19 protein-coding genes and 1 pseudogene are annotated in these 18,473 nt (G+C 35.2%); 4 read left to right on the top strand and 16 right to left on the bottom strand.

Features of this window, described 5'->3' with window-relative positions; all coding sequences use genetic code 11:
• Positions 1-210: 210 nt before the first annotated feature.
• The 9 genes from H1D32_RS04355 to tatA all read right to left on the bottom strand — a co-directional run bounded on the left by H1D32_RS04355 (position 211) and on the right by tatA (position 7,756).
• Positions 211-507, bottom strand: coding sequence for a 4Fe-4S dicluster domain-containing protein (locus H1D32_RS04355; protein WP_261176953.1), 297 nt, complete (start codon positions 505-507; stop codon positions 211-213).
• 23 nt (positions 508-530) lie between these two features.
• Positions 531-938, bottom strand: coding sequence for a hypothetical protein (locus H1D32_RS04350; RefSeq protein ID WP_261176952.1), 408 nt, complete (start codon positions 936-938; stop codon positions 531-533).
• Positions 931-1,218 carry a 4Fe-4S binding protein gene (locus tag H1D32_RS25265; protein ID WP_396126143.1) on the bottom strand — a complete coding sequence of 96 codons (288 nt, stop codon included), beginning with the start codon at positions 1,216-1,218 and terminating at the stop codon, positions 931-933. The genes H1D32_RS04350 and H1D32_RS25265 overlap by 8 nt, the downstream gene beginning before the upstream one ends.
• Positions 1,219-1,258: 40 nt before the next feature.
• Positions 1,259-2,416 (bottom strand): DUF362 domain-containing protein, encoded by a 1,158-nt coding sequence (locus H1D32_RS04345; RefSeq protein ID WP_261176950.1) that lies wholly within the window; start codon positions 2,414-2,416, stop codon positions 1,259-1,261.
• 83 nt (positions 2,417-2,499) lie between these two features.
• Positions 2,500-3,180 (bottom strand): TorD/DmsD family molecular chaperone, encoded by a 681-nt coding sequence (locus tag H1D32_RS04340; RefSeq protein WP_261176949.1) that lies wholly within the window; start codon positions 3,178-3,180, stop codon positions 2,500-2,502.
• A gap of 100 nt (positions 3,181-3,280) precedes the next feature.
• On the bottom strand, positions 3,281-4,447 hold the full coding sequence (nrfD, locus tag H1D32_RS04335; protein ID WP_261176948.1) for an NrfD/PsrC family molybdoenzyme membrane anchor subunit: 1,167 nt from the start codon (positions 4,445-4,447) through the stop codon (positions 3,281-3,283).
• Between the two features lie 26 nt (positions 4,448-4,473).
• Positions 4,474-5,094: a 4Fe-4S dicluster domain-containing protein gene (locus tag H1D32_RS04330; protein ID WP_261176943.1), complete on the bottom strand. Its 621-nt coding sequence runs from the start codon at positions 5,092-5,094 to the stop codon at positions 4,474-4,476.
• 13 nt (positions 5,095-5,107) lie between these two features.
• Positions 5,108-7,537 (bottom strand): molybdopterin-containing oxidoreductase family protein, encoded by a 2,430-nt coding sequence (locus tag H1D32_RS04325; protein ID WP_261176941.1) that lies wholly within the window; start codon positions 7,535-7,537, stop codon positions 5,108-5,110.
• Between the two features lie 36 nt (positions 7,538-7,573).
• The gene (gene tatA / locus H1D32_RS04320; protein ID WP_261176939.1) at positions 7,574-7,756 is read right to left on the bottom strand and encodes a twin-arginine translocase TatA/TatE family subunit; all 183 of its coding nucleotides are present in this window, start codon (positions 7,754-7,756) and stop codon (positions 7,574-7,576) included.
• 329 nt (positions 7,757-8,085) lie between these two features.
• Between tatA and H1D32_RS04315 the strand changes: the two genes are divergently transcribed.
• Complete coding sequence (locus H1D32_RS04315) at positions 8,086-9,354, top strand: molybdopterin molybdotransferase MoeA (RefSeq protein ID WP_261176937.1); 1,269 nt, start codon at positions 8,086-8,088, stop codon at positions 9,352-9,354.
• Between the two features lie 70 nt (positions 9,355-9,424).
• On the opposite strand, the gene H1D32_RS04310 is transcribed toward H1D32_RS04315, so the two are convergent.
• From H1D32_RS04310 to H1D32_RS04285, 6 genes and pseudogenes are all read right to left on the bottom strand, one after another.
• Positions 9,425-9,853: a protein-tyrosine phosphatase family protein gene (locus H1D32_RS04310; RefSeq protein ID WP_261176936.1), complete on the bottom strand. Its 429-nt coding sequence runs from the start codon at positions 9,851-9,853 to the stop codon at positions 9,425-9,427.
• Positions 9,854-9,893: 40 nt separating this feature from the next.
• The gene (gene arsA, locus H1D32_RS04305; protein ID WP_261176935.1) at positions 9,894-11,660 is read right to left on the bottom strand and encodes an arsenical pump-driving ATPase; all 1,767 of its coding nucleotides are present in this window, start codon (positions 11,658-11,660) and stop codon (positions 9,894-9,896) included.
• 20 nt (positions 11,661-11,680) lie between these two features.
• The gene (gene arsD / locus H1D32_RS04300; protein WP_261176934.1) at positions 11,681-12,046 is read right to left on the bottom strand and encodes an arsenite efflux transporter metallochaperone ArsD; all 366 of its coding nucleotides are present in this window, start codon (positions 12,044-12,046) and stop codon (positions 11,681-11,683) included.
• Between the two features lie 95 nt (positions 12,047-12,141).
• A complete protein-coding gene (arsC, locus tag H1D32_RS04295; RefSeq protein WP_261176933.1) occupies positions 12,142-12,561 on the bottom strand; it encodes an arsenate reductase (thioredoxin) in 420 nt (139 codons plus the stop codon).
• Between the two features lie 43 nt (positions 12,562-12,604).
• Positions 12,605-13,668 (bottom strand): annotated as a pseudogene (arsB, locus tag H1D32_RS04290) (ACR3 family arsenite efflux transporter).
• A gap of 17 nt (positions 13,669-13,685) precedes the next feature.
• Positions 13,686-14,027, bottom strand: a complete 342-nt coding sequence (locus tag H1D32_RS04285; RefSeq protein ID WP_261176932.1) for an ArsR/SmtB family transcription factor — start codon at positions 14,025-14,027, stop codon at positions 13,686-13,688.
• Between the two features lie 262 nt (positions 14,028-14,289).
• Here H1D32_RS04285 and H1D32_RS04280 point away from each other — a divergent pair, with 262 nt between their 5' ends.
• Both H1D32_RS04280 and H1D32_RS04275 read left to right on the top strand, forming a co-directional pair.
• Positions 14,290-15,912, top strand: coding sequence for a Na/Pi cotransporter family protein (locus H1D32_RS04280; RefSeq protein ID WP_261176931.1), 1,623 nt, complete (start codon positions 14,290-14,292; stop codon positions 15,910-15,912).
• A 247-nt stretch (positions 15,913-16,159) separates the two neighbouring features.
• Complete coding sequence (locus H1D32_RS04275) at positions 16,160-16,531, top strand: response regulator transcription factor (protein ID WP_261176930.1); 372 nt, start codon at positions 16,160-16,162, stop codon at positions 16,529-16,531.
• 855 nt (positions 16,532-17,386) lie between these two features.
• On the opposite strand, the gene H1D32_RS04270 is transcribed toward H1D32_RS04275, so the two are convergent.
• Positions 17,387-17,779 (bottom strand): YusW family protein, encoded by a 393-nt coding sequence (locus H1D32_RS04270; RefSeq protein WP_261176928.1) that lies wholly within the window; start codon positions 17,777-17,779, stop codon positions 17,387-17,389.
• 354 nt (positions 17,780-18,133) lie between these two features.
• On the opposite strand from H1D32_RS04270, the gene H1D32_RS04265 reads away from it, so the two are divergent.
• On the top strand, positions 18,134-18,473 hold a 340-nt coding region (locus tag H1D32_RS04265; protein ID WP_314733365.1), incomplete at its 3' end, for a zeta toxin family protein.

Here is an 18,473-nt window from a genome sequence, read left to right as displayed (position 1 = left end):
CATAATTACCTTTACCGTGCTATATCAAATTAAATGTAGTTGCGAATGGTTTCTACGTAACTACATTTAGAACTTAGTAGCGAAAATAATGAATTATGAAATTCATTAAGATACAAAAACAAAAATATAACAATTCGTAGTTTAGTTTTGATTTCTTACATTTTGTAGAAAATCAAAAAAGTAGTTAATACTTAAATTAACTACTTTACATTATAGATTTTTACCTTTTTTCCACTCAGAAGGAATAGCCCCTTTCAAGACTCTAGGTAAAACCACTCCTTCATAAAGGCACGTTTGAAGTGCTCGATTTATATATAAACAGCTGTCACTGCAAAGTTCACAATCTATACACTGTATTACATTATGCGATAAGGTTATCCCCTCGTCGTTATTTACAATGTTTAATGCTCCAGTTGGACAATGATTTACGCACTTTTCACATAAATCACAATGATCATCTACCGTTAATGTGATTAATTTAAATTTTTCAGCTAAATTTACTGACAAGTACATTTCCTGCTTTTCACGTTTTAGATATTCAGCAAGATACTTTCTTCTTTCAGGTGTTGGGATTTTATTTTCAATATTAATTTTACTTGTTCAATTAAAATTAATTTCTCCGTTTGTTCATTTGACTTCTGTTTATGAAACGTAAACCATTGTTGTTTTTTTAGGCTTTTTTTCCTTGCCTTTTTATCAAACTCATCATCAATAAGCTCAATATCATAGTTAGTAATGTAATCTAGTTCTCTTAGAGTTTCCATTGTTTTTGAAACGTTATGGTTTAAAGGGCAATTTCTACATTTATGATGATTATAAAAAACTTGAACCCATTTGTTATGCATGTGTGCAACTAAAATAAGTTCTGGTGTAATAACCGATAGACATGGTAAGACGATATCATCTTGATGCCTTTTTGTTTTTTGCAAGTCAAACAAACATATTCTCTAGATGCGATCTGTTTTCATAATGATACAATGTTTCAGTTTCCAAAAATAAAGCATCTGTTGGACAGTGGTGAACGCACACACTACATTTATTACATTTAGTATGATCAAGTTCTATTTTGTCATTTTTAAATATAATTGCATTTGTTGGACAAACATTTCTACAGTGTGAACAGTTAATTTCCTCGTTTATAAAATTCAGACAATAACTCTCGACCAATTGTATTGAAGTGCTATTACCAAACGGATTAGCCAACCATTTTTGTAACATTTTATTTATGCACCTCTTCGCTAGATATATAAGTAATTTATTATAATCTATCAAATAAGCTTTGAGCGATTTCTCTTTTTTTTATGCAGATAGGGCACAAATCTTGTGTATCACCTAAACTTCTAATACTATCCCCACAATCTATACATCTTCCAGTGATCAACTCTGCTATTTGCTGTTTATTAGTGTGAATATAATCGTATGCAGAAATAGGCAGAACCGAAATTGATCCCATTGGACAACTTTCACAACGACGACAAGCAATACACTTTTGTGGAAAAAAGTTTAATGTTGAGTTACTGTTGTTATCTTCCCAAATCAAAGCTTTAGTAGGACAGATTTTTTCGCAAATACGACAATGAGTACATGGCTCCTTTTTCTTTACCATTGCAAAATCTGAATGAGGTAATACGTTACAATTATTTTCAACTTGATCTTGAAAAAGCGTAAACCCTTGATTAATTAATTCCCGTTTGTATTTAAATTTTCCCTTCACATTTAATTGCTCAGGAGCAGTATCTTTCGTTTCTATTTCTTGTTCTTCTGTACGTTTAAAAAAGTTAAACGCTAGGCTTTTAAGTAATGTCCTTCGAGTAATCCCATCAGCAGCCTCTTCATCTATTTTAGAAAAGTAGTGCTTATCATCTAATGAGACAACTATCTTTATAGCCATACCTACTTGATCAAACCATTCTTGAATTTGTGTCAGATGATCTTGCACTGATATATATATATGCTTATTTTGAGGGCAAGATTCACAGCTTCCTATATATAATTCCACAATCATATTATTCTGATGGTCTGTCGGTAATTTTCTATTAACTGTGACATAATGAATGAGCATTGCAGTATCAAGGTGTAAATAACATGGTACTTTAATACCTTTTTGGTATTTTTCAAATTGTTCGCATGTAATTGAACTATTAGGATAAGCAGTCATTTGTTTAATTGTTTTTGTATATGGCTTTGAGATGAAATCAAATGCTAAAACCGAGCAGTCACTGACACATTTCCCACAATATAAGCACTGTTCTTTAAGAAAATCTATTTCACTTTTATTGTTTAATTGTAATGCATTAGTTGGACAGCCGCCGATACACTTATCACATACAACACTGCGACTTTGCTTATTCAAACATTGAACTAAAGATAGATCCATTGAATGCCCCTCAATCCACTTACTTATTGCTGTGCTCATATACTATCAACCCCTCTCCCTCTATGCTTACAATTACATAATTTGTTCATGTTCGTTTTTTTATTTCATTTAAGAATTTGAATCTAATTCATTGACTGTTTGTATTGCTCTTTTATATCATTCAATAATCTATAATCTTCTTTAAGAAACTCGTTAATAAACTTTACTAGTCCACTGAATAATTTCAGATTTGTAGTTTCTACAGTTTTTTCTACAAACTGTGGTACCCATTTAATTAAGTGCTTTGCTAAAAATTGTTGTTGAGCATCTACTAATTCTATTGCCTTTAGATAATCCCTTTGCTCTCTAGCATCTTCTTCTTTAGCTGCTAAATAATAGATAAATTCCAATTCAATTGCAATGTGATCTGGAAAGCACCCTGTGTTTTCAGACAATACAAGTCCCCAATTCAAATATTCTTCAAGAGCCATTACTGCCGACTTATTCATTGGTATCATCGTGTCAACATAATAGGAACCGAACGGTGGACAAGGAATCTTTTGTGGTCCGTAGAACAATCTGCAAAATTCTAATACTGCATCTTTCTCACTATAGTTTTGATTGAGGGTTTCTTCCATTTCAAGTATCGGTGCTTCCAAATTGTTCATTCCAATATAAGCTAGCGCTTCCCTTAATGTAGAAAAATCAAATTCAGTGTATTTTTCTCCATTCGGAGTTACAAATTTTTCTTGTAACCACTTGTAAATATAAGCTCTAGCCTCAGATTTGTTGTCAATTACGTTTAATTCTGTAGATTGTGACATAAGATGTCTCCTTTCGATTTTGACGGAGTGACTTAATAAGAGACAACAAACAACTGATCTTGTAACCAGTTGTTTGTTGCTCATTCTTCTTCTTATATGACTATTGTTTACTCATTTTTTCTTCATATTTTTCAAACTTCAGTATAGTGCTTGCAATCATGTAAAGGAGACCTGCGATTCCAAACAATCCTGCAAAGAACATTATTTCTAAAGCGTTGGCACTATATGATGCCAATCCTTGCTCAAATGGACGCGATAACTGCCCTACAATTACTAGATTTAAACGAGCCATCACTAAACCTGTTAATACTAGAATTGCTGAAAGTACAATACCACCTTTTGTTCTCATTGATTTATTTGCAAGGATAAACATAGGAACTAATATTCCAATGATTACTTCAAATACCCAGAACCTAACTGCGTATTCACCGAATAATAACATTTGTGTTTCTACTTTTCCTGCGTAAAGTCCAGCAACTGACTTCCAAAATATGAAGAATAGTAATGCACCTAAAGCATAAGCCAAAATTCGACCGATTTCACTTAACAGACCTTCTAACTTATAAGGGATATATTTTTTTTGAGACCCATAAGATAAAAAGATAAACAATGATAATGCTGCTAATCCAGATACAAATGCTGAAAGAATAAAGTAGATTGGCATATATTCTCCGTACCATAAATCTCTAGCATAAAGCATCCCGAATAATGCACCTAATGTTCCGTGAGCAACTAGCGCTGAAAGAACACCAAGTGTTCCCCAGATTTTTGTTGCTTTATGGTTACCTTTAATTATAGATATTAGCTCCATCACTAATAAGAAGCCATAAACCCCATAAAGTAATCCCATCCAGAACATAGGTGATGTTGGATTTGGTGAAAACAACATGTTAATCATCATTAGCGGACGGCCTATGTCTAAAAGAATTGCCATCATACCTACCGCTAGCATAATTAACGACATAGTTACTGCTCTTTTACTTATAATTTCATACCTGTGAATTCCAACAACGTGGCCAAATGCAGATATGAAACATAGTCCAGTACTCGTAACAACAAAGAATACATAGGCTGATACAAAGATATTCCATGGAACTAAGTTTGTCGCTGCTAGTGAAGACTGACCTTGAACTAAAATGGTTCCAGCAGCGAATAGTCCTACTGCAGCTAAGACCCCAAAAACAACAACCCATATTAACGCCGTACCTGAAGGAATAATAGAATTCTTTAAAGGTACGTTTGTTTGAACTTCTGTGTTAACTGACATTTTAATACCTCCCTTTCTTTAGGAATTTATTTATCCCACACGTAATAAACTTTTGGCTTTGTTTTTTGCTCTGGTCGTAAAGGTTGAGCGTGCTTTCTTCTAATCAGTTGATTTATTTCACTGTTTGGATCATCAAGATCACCAATATACCGTGCCTCTGAAGGGCAGGCTACTACACATGCTGTAGCAGCAATTCCATCACTAGCGTCTTGGCGATGGCTACAGAAATCGCACTTTTCAATAGTATGTCTTGGAGATAGACTCGAACTAGGATTTATAAACTCTGGCTTTTCGTCATACTCTTCAGTAAACGGTGCATATTTATTGAAATTTCGAGCTTCATACGGACACGCTGTCATACAATATTTACATCCCATACATTTATCGTTGTCTTGTATAACTATTCCATCTTCCCTCATATATGTTGCCTTAATTGGACAAACCTTCACACAAGGTGCATCATCACATTGCATACAGCCCATTGAGACAAATTGCATAGAGACATTCGGAAATTTACCTTTTGGTCCAATTGGGTAGATATTTGTTCTTTGAATACCTTTTGGAAGATTATTTTCAGAGCAACACGCAATCGTGCAAGCTTGACATGCTGTACATTTATCTATATCTATTACCATTCCTATTCTCATTTTTTACACCTCCCTAAACTTTTGTTACTTTTACGCGTGTATTATAGTAACTTGATGATCCTGAAATATATTCATAATCTGTACCTTTTAAATCGTTCGGGTTTACGCCTTTATCTTTCGCAAATCTTCCATAAGCCCAGTGACCATTACCATAAACCATGGCTAAGATATCAGGATGAATTCCTTCCGAAAGCTTGGCTTGACATTGTACTTCTCCAAATAATGACGACACTTTAACTAAATCACCTTCGTTAATCCCCCATTTTTCTGCAGTATCTGGATTAATCTCAGCAAAAGTCGTATTTCCCGCTCCATACTGGACTAAGAAACGATCTTGAGCCCAAGGGTTATTTGCTGTACGACCTTCACCTGCAAGTGCTGATTTATAGGAGATTAATAATAGCGGATACTCTTCTTTAGTACCTAAATCCTTAGGTTTTTCCCAATGTGGAAGGTAAACTAGATCGCCTCTTGCATCAACCTTTATACGTGCCATGTCAGCATCATTCGTTACAGAAATTCCTCTTTCTTCAAATAATAGTTTAGTAGTGTTCGCGAAAAATTCAAACTTCCCAGTAGGTGTTGGAAAACCTATCTCTCGGGTAGAACCAATCTTATACGGATCTTTTACATGAATTCCTTTTTCCATCCACTCATCCCAAGACTGCATTTCTCCTAAGCGTGCCTTAATATATTCTTGAACATTAACCCCTTCGAATGTCTTTGCCACTGATCCCCCAATACGCTTTGCAAGCTCAAGTGTAATATCAGCCGTTTGCATCGTGTCATATAAAGGCTGTACGACAGGTGTAGAAATTCTTGTTTCCGCATAAAGACCTGATTTTACTGGGTGTGTGTAATTCCATTTCTCAAAGCTCGTTGGTGTAGGTAAAATAATATCAGCATAGGTCGTGAGTTCAGCCATCATTGGTGTAATATGAACGATAAATGGAACTTTAGCATAAGCCTCTTCATATACTTTCGTATTTGGAATTGAGAATGTAAAATTGTTAAAATACGCTAAAATCATTTCAACATTATAAGGGTCTTCATTTAATATGGCTTCCCCTAATTGTGCTGTAACAACACCCGCATTTGGAAATTGCTTTGAACGACGGTTATCTATACGAGGTTGCTCTAAGCCTTTGTTAGCAATATCGTCCATTACCACTGTATGATCTATTGGATCCTCTGCATATGTTGAACCTGATGGATAAATAATTCCTCCGGGTACATCAATGGATCCAACTAACCCATTTAATACGTATACACTGTATGTGCAATAGGCTCCATTAGGCCGCATTCCCGTTCCTCGACCACTCCAAGCATACGCAGGTTTTGTTGTCGCAAATTCTTTCGCTATTTTAATAATACGATCTGCAGAAATACCTGTAATATCTGCCGCCCATTCAGGGGTAGCATCTTTTAAAACCATGTTCCACCATTTTATTAACCCATGGGTTTCATTTTCAACAAATGTTGGTATCGGTTCACCAGCTTCATTAGTCCCTGATGTTTCCATAATTGTTTTTCCAGTTGTAAACTTATCTTCTGGATTTACAAAGTCTCCCACAAAATTCTTATCCCATAACCCTTCGGTTAGGATAACATGTGCTATAGCATTAGCAAGAGCTCCGTCTGTTCCAGGATTTAATGCAACCCATTCATCTGCCTTAGCAGCGGAAACACTCATTCGCGGATCTACGACGACCATTTTTATACGGTTGGCTCGATCTCGAACCTTTCCGAAAGCATTAAGTAATCTTGTATATGGACGATGAGCTTCTAGCGGGCTCATTCCAAAACATAATAGATAGTTCGTTCTTTCTAGGTCAATTCCCACATAATCCCATACTCCATCTGCCATCTGTCTACCTTGCTTCGTTGCCTCAGCACAAATTGAGCTATGAGATATATTATTTGGAGTTCCATAAACTTTACAAAAACGTTCGTACAATAAATGAACATCTAACGTGTTGTAACGACCACGATTTAATACTACTTTGTGAGCATTACCACTATTACGTAGCTCCTTCATTTTATTTGCTACTGTTTCCAATGCTTCATCCCATGAAATAGGTACAAATTGCGGATCTTCATTTTTACCTTTCTTAGGATTCGTTCTTTTCATCGGGCCTTTAATACGATCTGGATCATACATTTGTTGAAGACCTAAATGGCCTTTAGGACAAATCTTCCCGCCAGTTGTTTTTGAAAGTGGGTTTCCCTCAACGTGAACTGCCTTGCCGTTTACCACTCTAACTCGTAAAGGACACCAACCTACACAGTTAGTACAAAAACTATTAACCCATTTTTCTTCTTTCATTGCATCTGCTTTGACTCTCGATTCTTCTAAATTACTTAATGAAATTGGCATTGCACTACTAACCGCCGCTAATGCACCAGCTGCTGCACTTGCTTTAAGAAACGTACGTCTTCTCATGCACTTTTCCTCCTCTTCATCTATATCCTTTTTTAGTTACTCTTTTGTCTTATCCTGTGATACTTCGTCAAACTCTGTTAATTGACGGGTTGATTTTTTGAACTCCTTTAATGTTTCACCTATTGCTCTACCCATTTCAGGTAGCTTTTTAGGTCCGAAAATAATAAGTGCGATGACTAAAATTAAAATTAATCCTGGTATTCCGATATTTGATAGCATTTAATCCCCTCCTTCTTTTTAGTACACTTAAACTATAACACGCATTTCGTTCTCTTTGTGAAATTATTCACAAAGTGCATTAGTTGATCAATATATTGGGATATTTTTCATTGTAGTGCCTGTTGTTATCTTCATTTTGCACTAATTGTGATTTTTATCACTATCAGGAAAACGGATATCTCTTGTAGGGAAAAAACGTAATTGTGGCAATAATATTCCCTACAAAAAAAATCGTTGATATTACTGAATGATCAGTTAAACTATTCGTAAAAAGAAGTCTCTTTCTAAGAATTCATTTTTGACATTTCAGTGAAGGAAGGAAGATATGTATGAAAATCGATCGTAACCCAATTAAAATACAAGAGGCAGTGGAAAGAGTCATGCAATTTTCAAGAGAAAGTGTGTGTGAATATGTTTCATTAGATGCAAGTGATAACCGCATATTACATGCGCCAATAAAAGCAGACCATGATATTCCACCATTTAACCGCTCTCCATTAGATGGATTCGCTGTTCGAGCTGAGGACACAGTTTTAGCATCTCAAACAAACCCAATTGAACTTGAAGTAATTGAAACAGTTGGAGCTGGTGGGATCGCAAAAAAGGTTCCAAAACAGGGGCAAGCAATTCGAATTATGACCGGAGCAAAAATGCCAAAAGGAACTGATGTAATTGTTATGTTTGAATTAACGAAAGAAGTGGTCAGAAGTGGAAATACCTATGTCGTTATTAAACGATCTTTTAAGCCTGGGGATAACGTTTCGTTCCAAGCAGAAGAAACACGTATCGGTGAAATACTTGTTGAGCCTGGACGCAAGATAGAACCCGGAGTGAAAGCTTTATTAGCTACATTTGGATATCATAAAGTACCAGTAACTAAAAAGCCTGTTATTGGAGTGTACGCAACCGGTACTGAACTACTAGATGTTCATGAAGCACTTAAACCAGGAAAAATAAGGAACAGTAATTCTTATATGATTGTCTCGCAAATAATAAAAGCCGGTGGGGATCCAAAATACTTCGGAAAACTAGATGATCAATTCGATCAATGTTTTGAGTCTATTGTTTCTGCTTTAGGAAAAGTAGACACTCTAATTACGACCGGGGGAGTATCAGTAGGAGATTTTGATTTTTTACCAGCAGTCTATGAAAAGTTAGGCGCTAATGTCCTCTTTAATAAAATAGGGATGCGACCCGGAAGTGTAACAACAGTTGCTGAATACAAAGGTAAACTATTATTTGGTTTGTCCGGAAATCCTTCTGCTTGCTTTGTCGGTTTTGAGTTATTGGCTCGACCATGGATTCAACACTACTTAGGTTCGGAGAAACCACACTTACAAAAAATTCAAGGACTTCTAAAAGTAGATTTCCCTAAACCGAATCCTTTTGTCCGTTTTATTCGTAGTAAAATGAAAATTGAAGAAGGTAAAATTTACGCCCAACCTGTAGGGCTAGATAAATCGGGGGTAGTTAGGTCACTTGCAAACTCAGATTGTTTGGTTGTTTTACCAGGCGGTACTAGAGGCTATAAAAAAGGAGATATCGTGGACATTCTTTTGCTAAATGGTGAAGGAAGTAGTAATGTGCTGAAGATATAAAGTTAGCAGTCAAACATAAAAGGATTAGATGAAATTTTTCACCTAATCCTTGAATTATTGCTAGTTCATTTTATTTATTTGCGAATATTCTAGATAACGTTTCTTTCATCTCTGGCTTTACATTTATTTTCGGTCTAGCTTCCTTAGCTATTTTTTCTGCCTCATCAATAGAATTTGCTTTACCTAAACGAAGCAACGTGCCTATTGCTACTGTACCTGTACGGTTACTTCCGCCTTGGCAATGAAAATAAATATTTTTTCCTTCATTATATGCCTTAACTACTTGTTCAATGGATTTCTTAACAGATTCATCTTGGTCCGCTGCATCATCAACGATTGGACTGTGCACGCGATTATAGTTTACTTCTTCTGTTGGCGCCTCTGCCCTTAAGTCAAATACAAGATCTACTTTTTCATTATCAAGTAAATCATTAACGTCGTCTGCTCCACCAATATATATCCGATTTTTAAATAATTCATGGTAATTCTTTGTTGTCATTACATCCATTCTCCTTTTGTAATTCTTTACTTATTCCTATTCAACTAATAAAATCCTTTAAGCTGTTATATCCTATTTTTTCCTCATGGAACCAAGGAATAAGCGCAGCATTATTTGCCTGCTTATCATGTACTTCTTGAATCCACACTTGCTCTGCTAATGCTTTTCCTTTTAAAATGGGATCAGTTGTATTCGTTGCAAATAGACTTTGATTAATTACCCACCACTTCGGATGAATACTAGCACGTCTTAGATCATCTTGTAACCTTGAAGCTTCTAAAACAGGTGTCGCCTCTGCAAGCGTTACAATGACTACAGCCGTTTCTTTTGGATTTCTTATTTGTGGCAATAGCATTTTAGCACTTTCTGGAACATCCCCTGTTGATCTTGCTATTTCCTTGCTATAGGATTCGGAAGCATCTAATAATAATAAGGTATGCCCAGTTGGTGCCGTATCAATGACAACCACTTCATTTTCTGTTTTGGCCACCACTTCTGCGAACGCTTGGAAAATGGCAATTTCTTCTGTACAAGGTGATTCTAAGTCCTCTTTTAAATAAGCAAGACCTTCTTCATCTAAATCCTTACTCGAATTTTCCAGGACTTTTGCTTTATATTTTTCAACTTCTACCTTAGGATCGATTCTGCTAATCGTTAATCTTTCATTCTGCTGTTCAGATTGGAATTGATATTCTAAGTGAGCTGCAGGATCGGTAGTCGTTAAATGCACACGATGTCCTTTTTCGACTAATCCAACAGCGATCGCTGATGCAACCGTTGTTTTACCCACGCCTCCCTTGCCCATAGTGAATATTAACTTCGTACCATTAGCAGAAAAGTCAGCGACAACTTCCTTTAACCCTGGAAGGTTGATCTCCCTTCGTTCAACATCCGCTGCCATTACTTCCGCTTTGTACGGTTGAAATAGAATACGTAAATTCTCTATTCCTGTTAACGAGTAAGGTACATACGGTAATGAGTAAACCTTCATTTGGTTTAAATTCTCTGGTATTGTCCTTAAAGCCTCTCTTTGACGCATGTAAAAGGTAGACGCCACTTCATCACTTTCGTTATGCTCCTGTAGGAGCCCATTAACAATCAAGATTTGATTATTGATGCCGATCTCTTTTAATTCTCGGGAAGCACGATCGGCTTCTATTAGGGATGAACTTTCAGGTCTTGAAACAAGAATTAACGTTGTTCTCGCCACATCAGATAAGGCAGATACCGCCTTTGCATATAAATCCTTTTTATCTGCAAGTCCCGATAATGGCCCCAAACAAGAAGCTCCGTGAGTACTTTCTTCTAAAAATCCATTCCAAGCCGTTGGTAATTGTAATAGTCGTAACGTATGGCCTGTTGGAGCTGTATCAAAAATAATATGCTCGTACTGATCTACAATCTCGCTATTGGTAAGAAAGCCCGTAAATTCATCAAATGCTGCAATTTCTACTGTACAAGCACCTGATAACTGCTCTTCCATTGTAGCCACAACAGCTGCTGGCAATTTGTCACGATATGGGCCTACCATTTTTTCGCGATAGGCTTTTGCTGATTCTTCTGGATCAATATTGCTAACAAATAAATTCGCAACCTTTGGAATAGCTTTCGGTTTACTCGTTAATTCGATATTAAATACATCTTGTAGATTAGAAGCGGGATCGGTACTAATTAGTAGTACTTTATCTCCTCGATCTGCTAATGCTACAGCTGCTGCACAAGCCGTTGATGTTTTACCTACCCCACCTTTTCCCGTTAAAAATAAAAACTTCGTCTTGATATGATTAGGGTTGAATAGTGGATACATTGTTTCACCTACTTTCAAATTTACTTAAGGTTATTTAAATTAATGGATAGTCGAGTTTTTGGTTTTTTGGTTAATTCTTCGGACTCAACGTTAAACCACTCAGCTAATTCTTCATTTGATGGATAATTACCAACTTTTTCAACTTCCCCATCAACTAAAACAACAGGTAAAGCATCTGGTCCTTTTTCCATTAAGATACGATTTATTTCCTTGTTATCAGCAAATTTATCAGGATCATTTGTTAACTGATATCGTTTAATATCGAACCCCTTCTTTTCGAGTAAATAAACAGCTGCTGCTACCCTTGTTAATTCTGGATCGACACTCGGACCACAAACCCCAGTCGAGCAACACATTGCAGGATCAAAGATTTCTACTTTTTTCATTGATAAAACCTCCACATAGATAATGGTATATAAGCAAATACTTATATATAGATTAAGAAGAAAACCAAGAGAATTTTCTCTTGGCTATTTGATTATTATTCCCCAGTTTCAGCAAATCGTTTTATTCTGTCTCCCACTTCATCACGTACACGTTGGAAAAATGCCCACTTTTCTTCTTCTGTTCCTTCAGCCTTAGCAGGGTCGTCAAAGCCCCAGTGCTCTCGCTTTACATGTGGTGGTGTCATAGGACATTTATCGGCTGCGTCACCACATAATGTGACCACCAAATCAGCATTATTTAAAATCTCAGGATCAATAATATCCGATGTTTGATTTGAAATGTCAATTCCAGCTTCTTTCATTGCTTTTACAGCATTCGGGTTTAACCCATGGGCTTCAATCCCTGCACTGTAAACATTCCACTCATCCCCTAGATGTTCCTTTGCCCAACCTTCTGCCATCTGACTTCTACAAGAATTACCTGTACATAAGAAATAAATTGTTTTTTTATTCATAATAATACTCCTTCTGAATGACTATAATTTTGACTACCTATTTTTATCTTGCCCATTTTTGTTCAGGGAACCAGTGTCTAGTATTATTTGCTATTTTCACTAAATACAGCATCAGCGGCACTTCAACTAGTACACCTACTACCGTTACTAACGTAGCCCCTGAATTCAATCCAAATAATGCGATCGAAACAGCAACAGCTAATTCAAAGAAATTACTCGTTCCAATCATGGCTGCTGGTGCAGCAACACTATGATCTAAACGCCATTTCTTAGCCCAGAAATAAGCAATAATAAATATAAAGAAAGTTTGAATAATTAAAGGAATAGCTATCAATCCAATATGGAATGGATTATTTAAAATCACTTCACCTTGGAAAGAGAAAATAATAATTAAAGTAAGCAGAAGACCTACCATCGTAAACTTTCCTGCCCGTTTTAATAGACTTGCTCGAACCACTCTTTACCTTTATTTTTTATTAGTACAACACGGGATAAGTATCCTGCCACTAAAGGAACAACAATAAATAACACGACTGATAAAATGACTGTTTCATATGGTACCACGACATTGTTAATACGAAGTAAAAACATAACAATTGGTCCATAAGCAAAAATTAAAATCAAATCATTTACTGATACTTGAATAAGTGTATAACTAGCATCTCCTCTAGTAAGATAACTCCAAACAAATACCATGGCTGTACATGGAGCAGCACCTAAAAGAACGGCACCAGCAATATATTCAGTAGCTAATTCCCCTGAGATAAAAGGTGAAAAAATCACTTTAAAAAAGATCCACGCAAAGAAAAACATAGTAAAAGGTTTGATGATCCAGTTCACTACAAGTGTAATCACTAAACCTTTAGGCTTCTTTCCTGCATTAACAATGCTAGTAAAATCAATTTGCGCCATCATAGGGTAAATCATTAACCAAATAAGTATGGCAACAGGAATAGAAACTTGGGCATATTCAAATTGACTTAAAGTTTCAGGTACTACAGGTAACCACTGACCAATAGCTAAACCAATAATAATACACAAAGCAACCCATACCGTTAAATATCGCTCAAAAAAACCAATTCCTTGTTTATCTTCTTTTGTACTCATTCCTTCACTCTCCTTTGTTAATCACATGAAATACGTAAACCTTGTTCCTCTAACTCTTTTAATTTATAATCTTGGTTTTTTATATAGTGCAAAACACTTAAGACTAAAGGATAATAGACACTTTCTTTATTTAGAGAATAAAAGATCCATTGACCCCTCCTTGTTTCTCGGACGATACCAATATCTTTTAACTTACGAATATGTTGACTAATAGCAGGTTGGCTAGTTTTAAATATTTCAACAAATTCGCAAACACAACAATCATGCGAATTTAAAATCTTTACCATTGTTAAACGTGTTTTATCCCCTAATAACTTTAATACCAATGTAGCCTTTTCAAGTTCAACAACATGCTCCATTTTAGCCCCCCTTAAGTTCCATATAATTAATTACTTATATAATAAATCACTTATATGCTATCTTACTTTTATACTTATATCAAGGATTTTTTTTTGAAAAATTGTATTATTTATTTCCTATCATTTCATAACTTAATGTATTTTATTTATTATACTTCCTTAAGAAAAATCTTTACAAAAGTTTTATTTACTTTGATTTTAACTTTTTTTAGGGAAAGATTATAATTGTAGGAATTTGTCGAAAGAAAGGATGTTACTAATAATGGATTTACAAACAATGTTATTTATGTTTTTTGGGGGATTAGGGATTTTCCTATTTGGGATTAAATATTTAGGCGATGGACTTCAAAAAGTTGCGGGGGAGGGGCTTAGAGATCTACTTGATCGTTTTACCACTAACCCTGTGATGGGGGTGATCGCGGGAATTTTTGTAACTATTTTACTTCAGACAAGTACAGGTACGACAGTTCTAACCATCGGATTAGTTAATGCCGGATTTATGACTTTAAAGCAAGCAATTGGTGTTATAATCGGTGCTAATGTCGGCACAACTGTTACAGCATTTATTATTGGGATAAAAATTTCCGCATATGCACTACCAATTATTGCTTTAGGGACTTTTTTCATTTTCTTCTTTAAAAATACTAGAATTAATAATTATGGGCAGGTTATCTTCGGTTTCGGTGCATTGTTTTTAGGGCTTAATTTTATGGGTGATGGGCTTCGTCCGTTGCGAGATGTGCAAGCATTTGCTGATTTAACAGTTAGTATGAGCGAAAACCCTCTTTTAGGTGTTTTAATTGGTACTATATTTACCATTGCTGTACAAAGTTCTACAGCGGCTATCGGCTTACTTCAAACTCTTTTTGGACAAGGGTTAATGGACTTAAATGCTGCATTACCTGTTCTTTTTGGTGATAACATTGGGACGACAATTACCGCTGTATTAGCAGCAATAGGGGCGTCAGTTGCTGCAAGACGTGCTGCTGCAGCTCATGTTATTTTTAATTTAATCGGAACTACTATTGTATTAATCATTTTAGGTCCTTTTACAGTTTTAATTGAATACATCCGTGATAGTTTAAATTTAAACCCAGAAATGACAATTGCCTTCGCGCATGGTATTTTTAATGTTTCAAATGCAATTATCCAATTGCCGTTTATTACTGTTCTCGCTTGGATAGTTGTCAGGATCATTCCTGGTCAAGATTCAGCCATTGCTTATAAAGCAGTTCATTTGGACGAAAAGTTTATTAGACAATCACCTGGTATAGCACTAGGTCAAGGGAAAAAAGAAGTATTGCGTATGGCCGAGTTATCTGAAAATGGACTAAAAGAAGTTGGCCTTTACTTAAAAACACAAGGAAAAAAACATAGAGAATTAATCCCGCAATACGAAGATGCCATCAATAATTTGGATAAAAAAATTACTGATTACCTTATCCAAGTATCTTCACACTCATTATCGAACCAGGACACAAAACTTCACCACACTCTCATGAATACTATTAGAGACTTTGAGCGTATTGGTGATCATATGGAAAATATAATGGAACTTGTGGAATATCAAATAACAAATAAGGTCAAGTTTTCAGAGTCAGCTATTGCAGATCTTGAAGAAATGTTTGAGTTAACTTTATCCACATTAAAACAAGCTATTAAAGCATTAGACTTGGAAGATATTGATGAAGCTAGGGCGGTTCTAGAAAAAGAAGAAAAAATTGATAAAATGGAGCGCGAACTGCGTAAGAAACATATCCTACGTTTAAATGAAAACAGATGTACAGGACAGGCTGGCATTGTATTTGTGGATATAGTGAGTAACTTTGAACGCATTGGTGACCACGCGGTGAATATTGCTGAAGAGGTCATTGGAGAAGAATAAATGTTACTTTCGTTGAAACGACTAGGATTAAGTTCTGGTCGTTTTTTCTCGGAGTTATTAATACGTATACTCCCTACGATATTTTATTTTCCTTCTCGATCTTAAAGCCTTTACATAAACTTAACAAACTGCATAATTGATTTAAGTTTTACAGTAACTTAATATATAAGTAATTAATTATATAATCGATTTTTAATCTGCATCGTTCCCCCATTCTTGAAAATAGGGAAATAGGAGAGGGTATTTTTTGGAATTCATAGAGGAAGATATAAAAAAAATAGCATTGTTAGAAGATGAACCGTCTCATGCACTTTTAATTAGCTATAACCTTGAATCACGAGGAGTAAGGGTTTCACTATTTGAGAGTGCTGAACAATTTCTGAATTGTAGTCAAAAATCCTTTGATTTAATTATTATTAATGTAAACCTTCATGATGTAAATGGACTTCAACTATGTTCAGACATTAGAAAAAAGGGCATAGATACGCCTATTTTATTTGTTAAAACAAGTCCATCAATAAATAAATGCTTATGTGCTGATAACAATCTAGAACTTTTAATAAAACCATTTTCCATCAAAGACCTGCTTTTAAAAGTAAATCAGTTATTAACCAAATAAGGTCTGAAGAACACCGATAAAACACCTCGTTCTTCACAATTATTTAAAGAATACCTTATAAAAAACATTCATTCTTTATTATTCGTTAATTTCTGTTTCATCCAGCAATCTCACAATCACCATACCTTCTTTTAATACAGTCAATTTTTCAACTCCCTCAGTTAGATACTATTATCTCCTCGAATGCTCACTTATTCGCAGAATTTCAATCCATTTGTTAGAACAATAACGGATGAATGGAATGAGTGTTGCTAGTTTTGCAACATAGAGGCATGGGGAAATAGAGGAGATAAAACAAACTATATTTATTACCATATAATGTAGATATTCTCTACGCCACCCCTGGAGGCAATCCCTCCCATTCTCAACTTGTCTAAGCCACCTCATTCCTTCATCATGCCTGCCCAAGGGGATGGGTGCCCGTTTTGCTAACGCAACGGGTCTGTGCTCTTAGAAGACATCCGGTACTCCGTGCTTTCTTTAAGATCCTACCATTTACAGTCTCAAAGAGCTTCTTAAAGAAAAAAATAACGAATTCAGTTGTAATAAAAAGAGTGGAACTACTCGTATCTATACTCAATTAAGTGGAAAGTTGAGACAAAAATTTTAAGAATAATACTTCAAACTTGAGTTATAAAACTTTTGCTACTTTGCCTGTTACTTTTTCTATTGTGATATTCATCGTTCATCAACTTAGACCCTCTAGTTGTGTGAGGTATTCTAGTTTTTAATTCTCACATTTTATTTTTGGTACATACTCAACTCCCATCAAGGAATTTCAGTTGGTTAGTAACTAAACGAAAAGTAGGTAAAGTAAAAAAACGCTTACTCCGTACTAAGTAAGCGTAAAAGTCTTTATCGGTCAATTTTTAGATTTTGACCATTATCAAATTTCACTTCAAGTTCAAATTCATCCACATCAATTGGATTCACTTGTAAAGTCGATAGAATTTGTTTTTTTAGTTCTTCTTTGTTTATATCTGGTGATACGTTCCATTGATTTAGTAAGGGTTCAATTAAAGCTTGTGCTTCTTGGCCATATTTTGTTGCTTGGCCAGGGACTTTATATTTGGCTTCAATTCTCTCCCCTTTTACCTCATACTCAATATCGTATTCAGTATCATTTTTTAATTCGACTTCTAACTCAAAATCGATAACCTTCGGAGCAGCTTCAACTACACTCATCCCCGATGCACCTAATACTACTAGACATAAAGTAAAAGCCATAACAATATACTTAAGTTTCATTTTAATTCCTCCTTCAATCTTTTCGTAATTACTTTTTCCCATTTACCGTAATATCATTCCTAGAAAGGTTAATGGTGGAAGTTGCATATACCTTATCTTTATCCACCAATATATTTATTAACATTTCAAATAAATTTTGAATATATTAATCTAGGTGAGCTGGATGTTAAATAAACTAATAAGAGTACTCTCGTGTGTTTTTAGAAAAGCAAAGGGTGAAACGCTTCATAATAACCCATATAGAAATTCAAATACTAATCATGAACTACTAAGTAAGCACCAAAAATTATTTCATGAAAAGATAATAAAAATTATCTTAAAAATGCCACCAGTACAAATAAAGGACAAAGACCCATCGCGATCTTAGTTGGTGGAGGGACGGCTTCAGGTAAGACTTCATTAAGAAAGTCGGTTATACCGCAGTTACTTAAAAGAAAAAAGATTGAAGCTATTGCCATTGACCCTGATGAAATAAAAGAAATGTTACCAAAATATCACCTATTAAAAAAAGACAATCCAAAACAAGCCGCTAATCTTGTTCATAAGGAGTCACGCGCCATATGTAGTAAAGTATTAATGAAATTAATTAAGCACCGTAAACATTTTATTTATGAAGAAACGATGGCTCGGTCAAAAAAGTATGTAAAATTTATAGAAAATTTAAGAAAAGCTACTATGAAATTCATGTATATGT

This window comes from Anaerobacillus sp. CMMVII (assembly GCF_025377685.1).
Taxonomy (GTDB): domain Bacteria; phylum Bacillota; class Bacilli; order Bacillales; family Anaerobacillaceae; genus Anaerobacillus.
The sequence above is the reverse complement of the archived record's forward strand: the minus strand, read 5'-3'. Positions and strand labels throughout refer to the sequence as shown.

Coding starts and splice junctions, on each gene's coding strand:
- H1D32_RS25265 (WP_396126143.1), bottom strand. CDS start 1,218: ATGTTACAAAAATGGTTGGCTAATCCGTTTGGTAATAGCACTTCAATA.
- H1D32_RS04345 (WP_261176950.1), bottom strand. CDS start 2,416: ATGAGCACAGCAATAAGTAAGTGGATTGAGGGGCATTCAATGGATCTA.
- H1D32_RS04340 (WP_261176949.1), bottom strand. CDS start 3,180: ATGTCACAATCTACAGAATTAAACGTAATTGACAACAAATCTGAGGCT.
- nrfD (WP_261176948.1), bottom strand. CDS start 4,447: ATGTCAGTTAACACAGAAGTTCAAACAAACGTACCTTTAAAGAATTCT.
- H1D32_RS04330 (WP_261176943.1), bottom strand. CDS start 5,094: ATGAGAATAGGAATGGTAATAGATATAGATAAATGTACAGCATGTCAA.
- H1D32_RS04325 (WP_261176941.1), bottom strand. CDS start 7,537: ATGAGAAGACGTACGTTTCTTAAAGCAAGTGCAGCAGCTGGTGCATTA.
- tatA (WP_261176939.1), bottom strand. CDS start 7,756: ATGCTATCAAATATCGGAATACCAGGATTAATTTTAATTTTAGTCATC.
- H1D32_RS04315 (WP_261176937.1), top strand. CDS start 8,086: ATGAAAATCGATCGTAACCCAATTAAAATACAAGAGGCAGTGGAAAGA.
- H1D32_RS04310 (WP_261176936.1), bottom strand. CDS start 9,853: ATGACAACAAAGAATTACCATGAATTATTTAAAAATCGGATATATATT.
- arsA (WP_261176935.1), bottom strand. CDS start 11,660: ATGTATCCACTATTCAACCCTAATCATATCAAGACGAAGTTTTTATTT.
- arsD (WP_261176934.1), bottom strand. CDS start 12,046: ATGAAAAAAGTAGAAATCTTTGATCCTGCAATGTGTTGCTCGACTGGG.
- arsC (WP_261176933.1), bottom strand. CDS start 12,561: ATGAATAAAAAAACAATTTATTTCTTATGTACAGGTAATTCTTGTAGA.
- H1D32_RS04285 (WP_261176932.1), bottom strand. CDS start 14,027: ATGGAGCATGTTGTTGAACTTGAAAAGGCTACATTGGTATTAAAGTTA.
- H1D32_RS04280 (WP_261176931.1), top strand. CDS start 14,290: ATGGATTTACAAACAATGTTATTTATGTTTTTTGGGGGATTAGGGATT.
- H1D32_RS04270 (WP_261176928.1), bottom strand. CDS start 17,779: ATGAAACTTAAGTATATTGTTATGGCTTTTACTTTATGTCTAGTAGTA.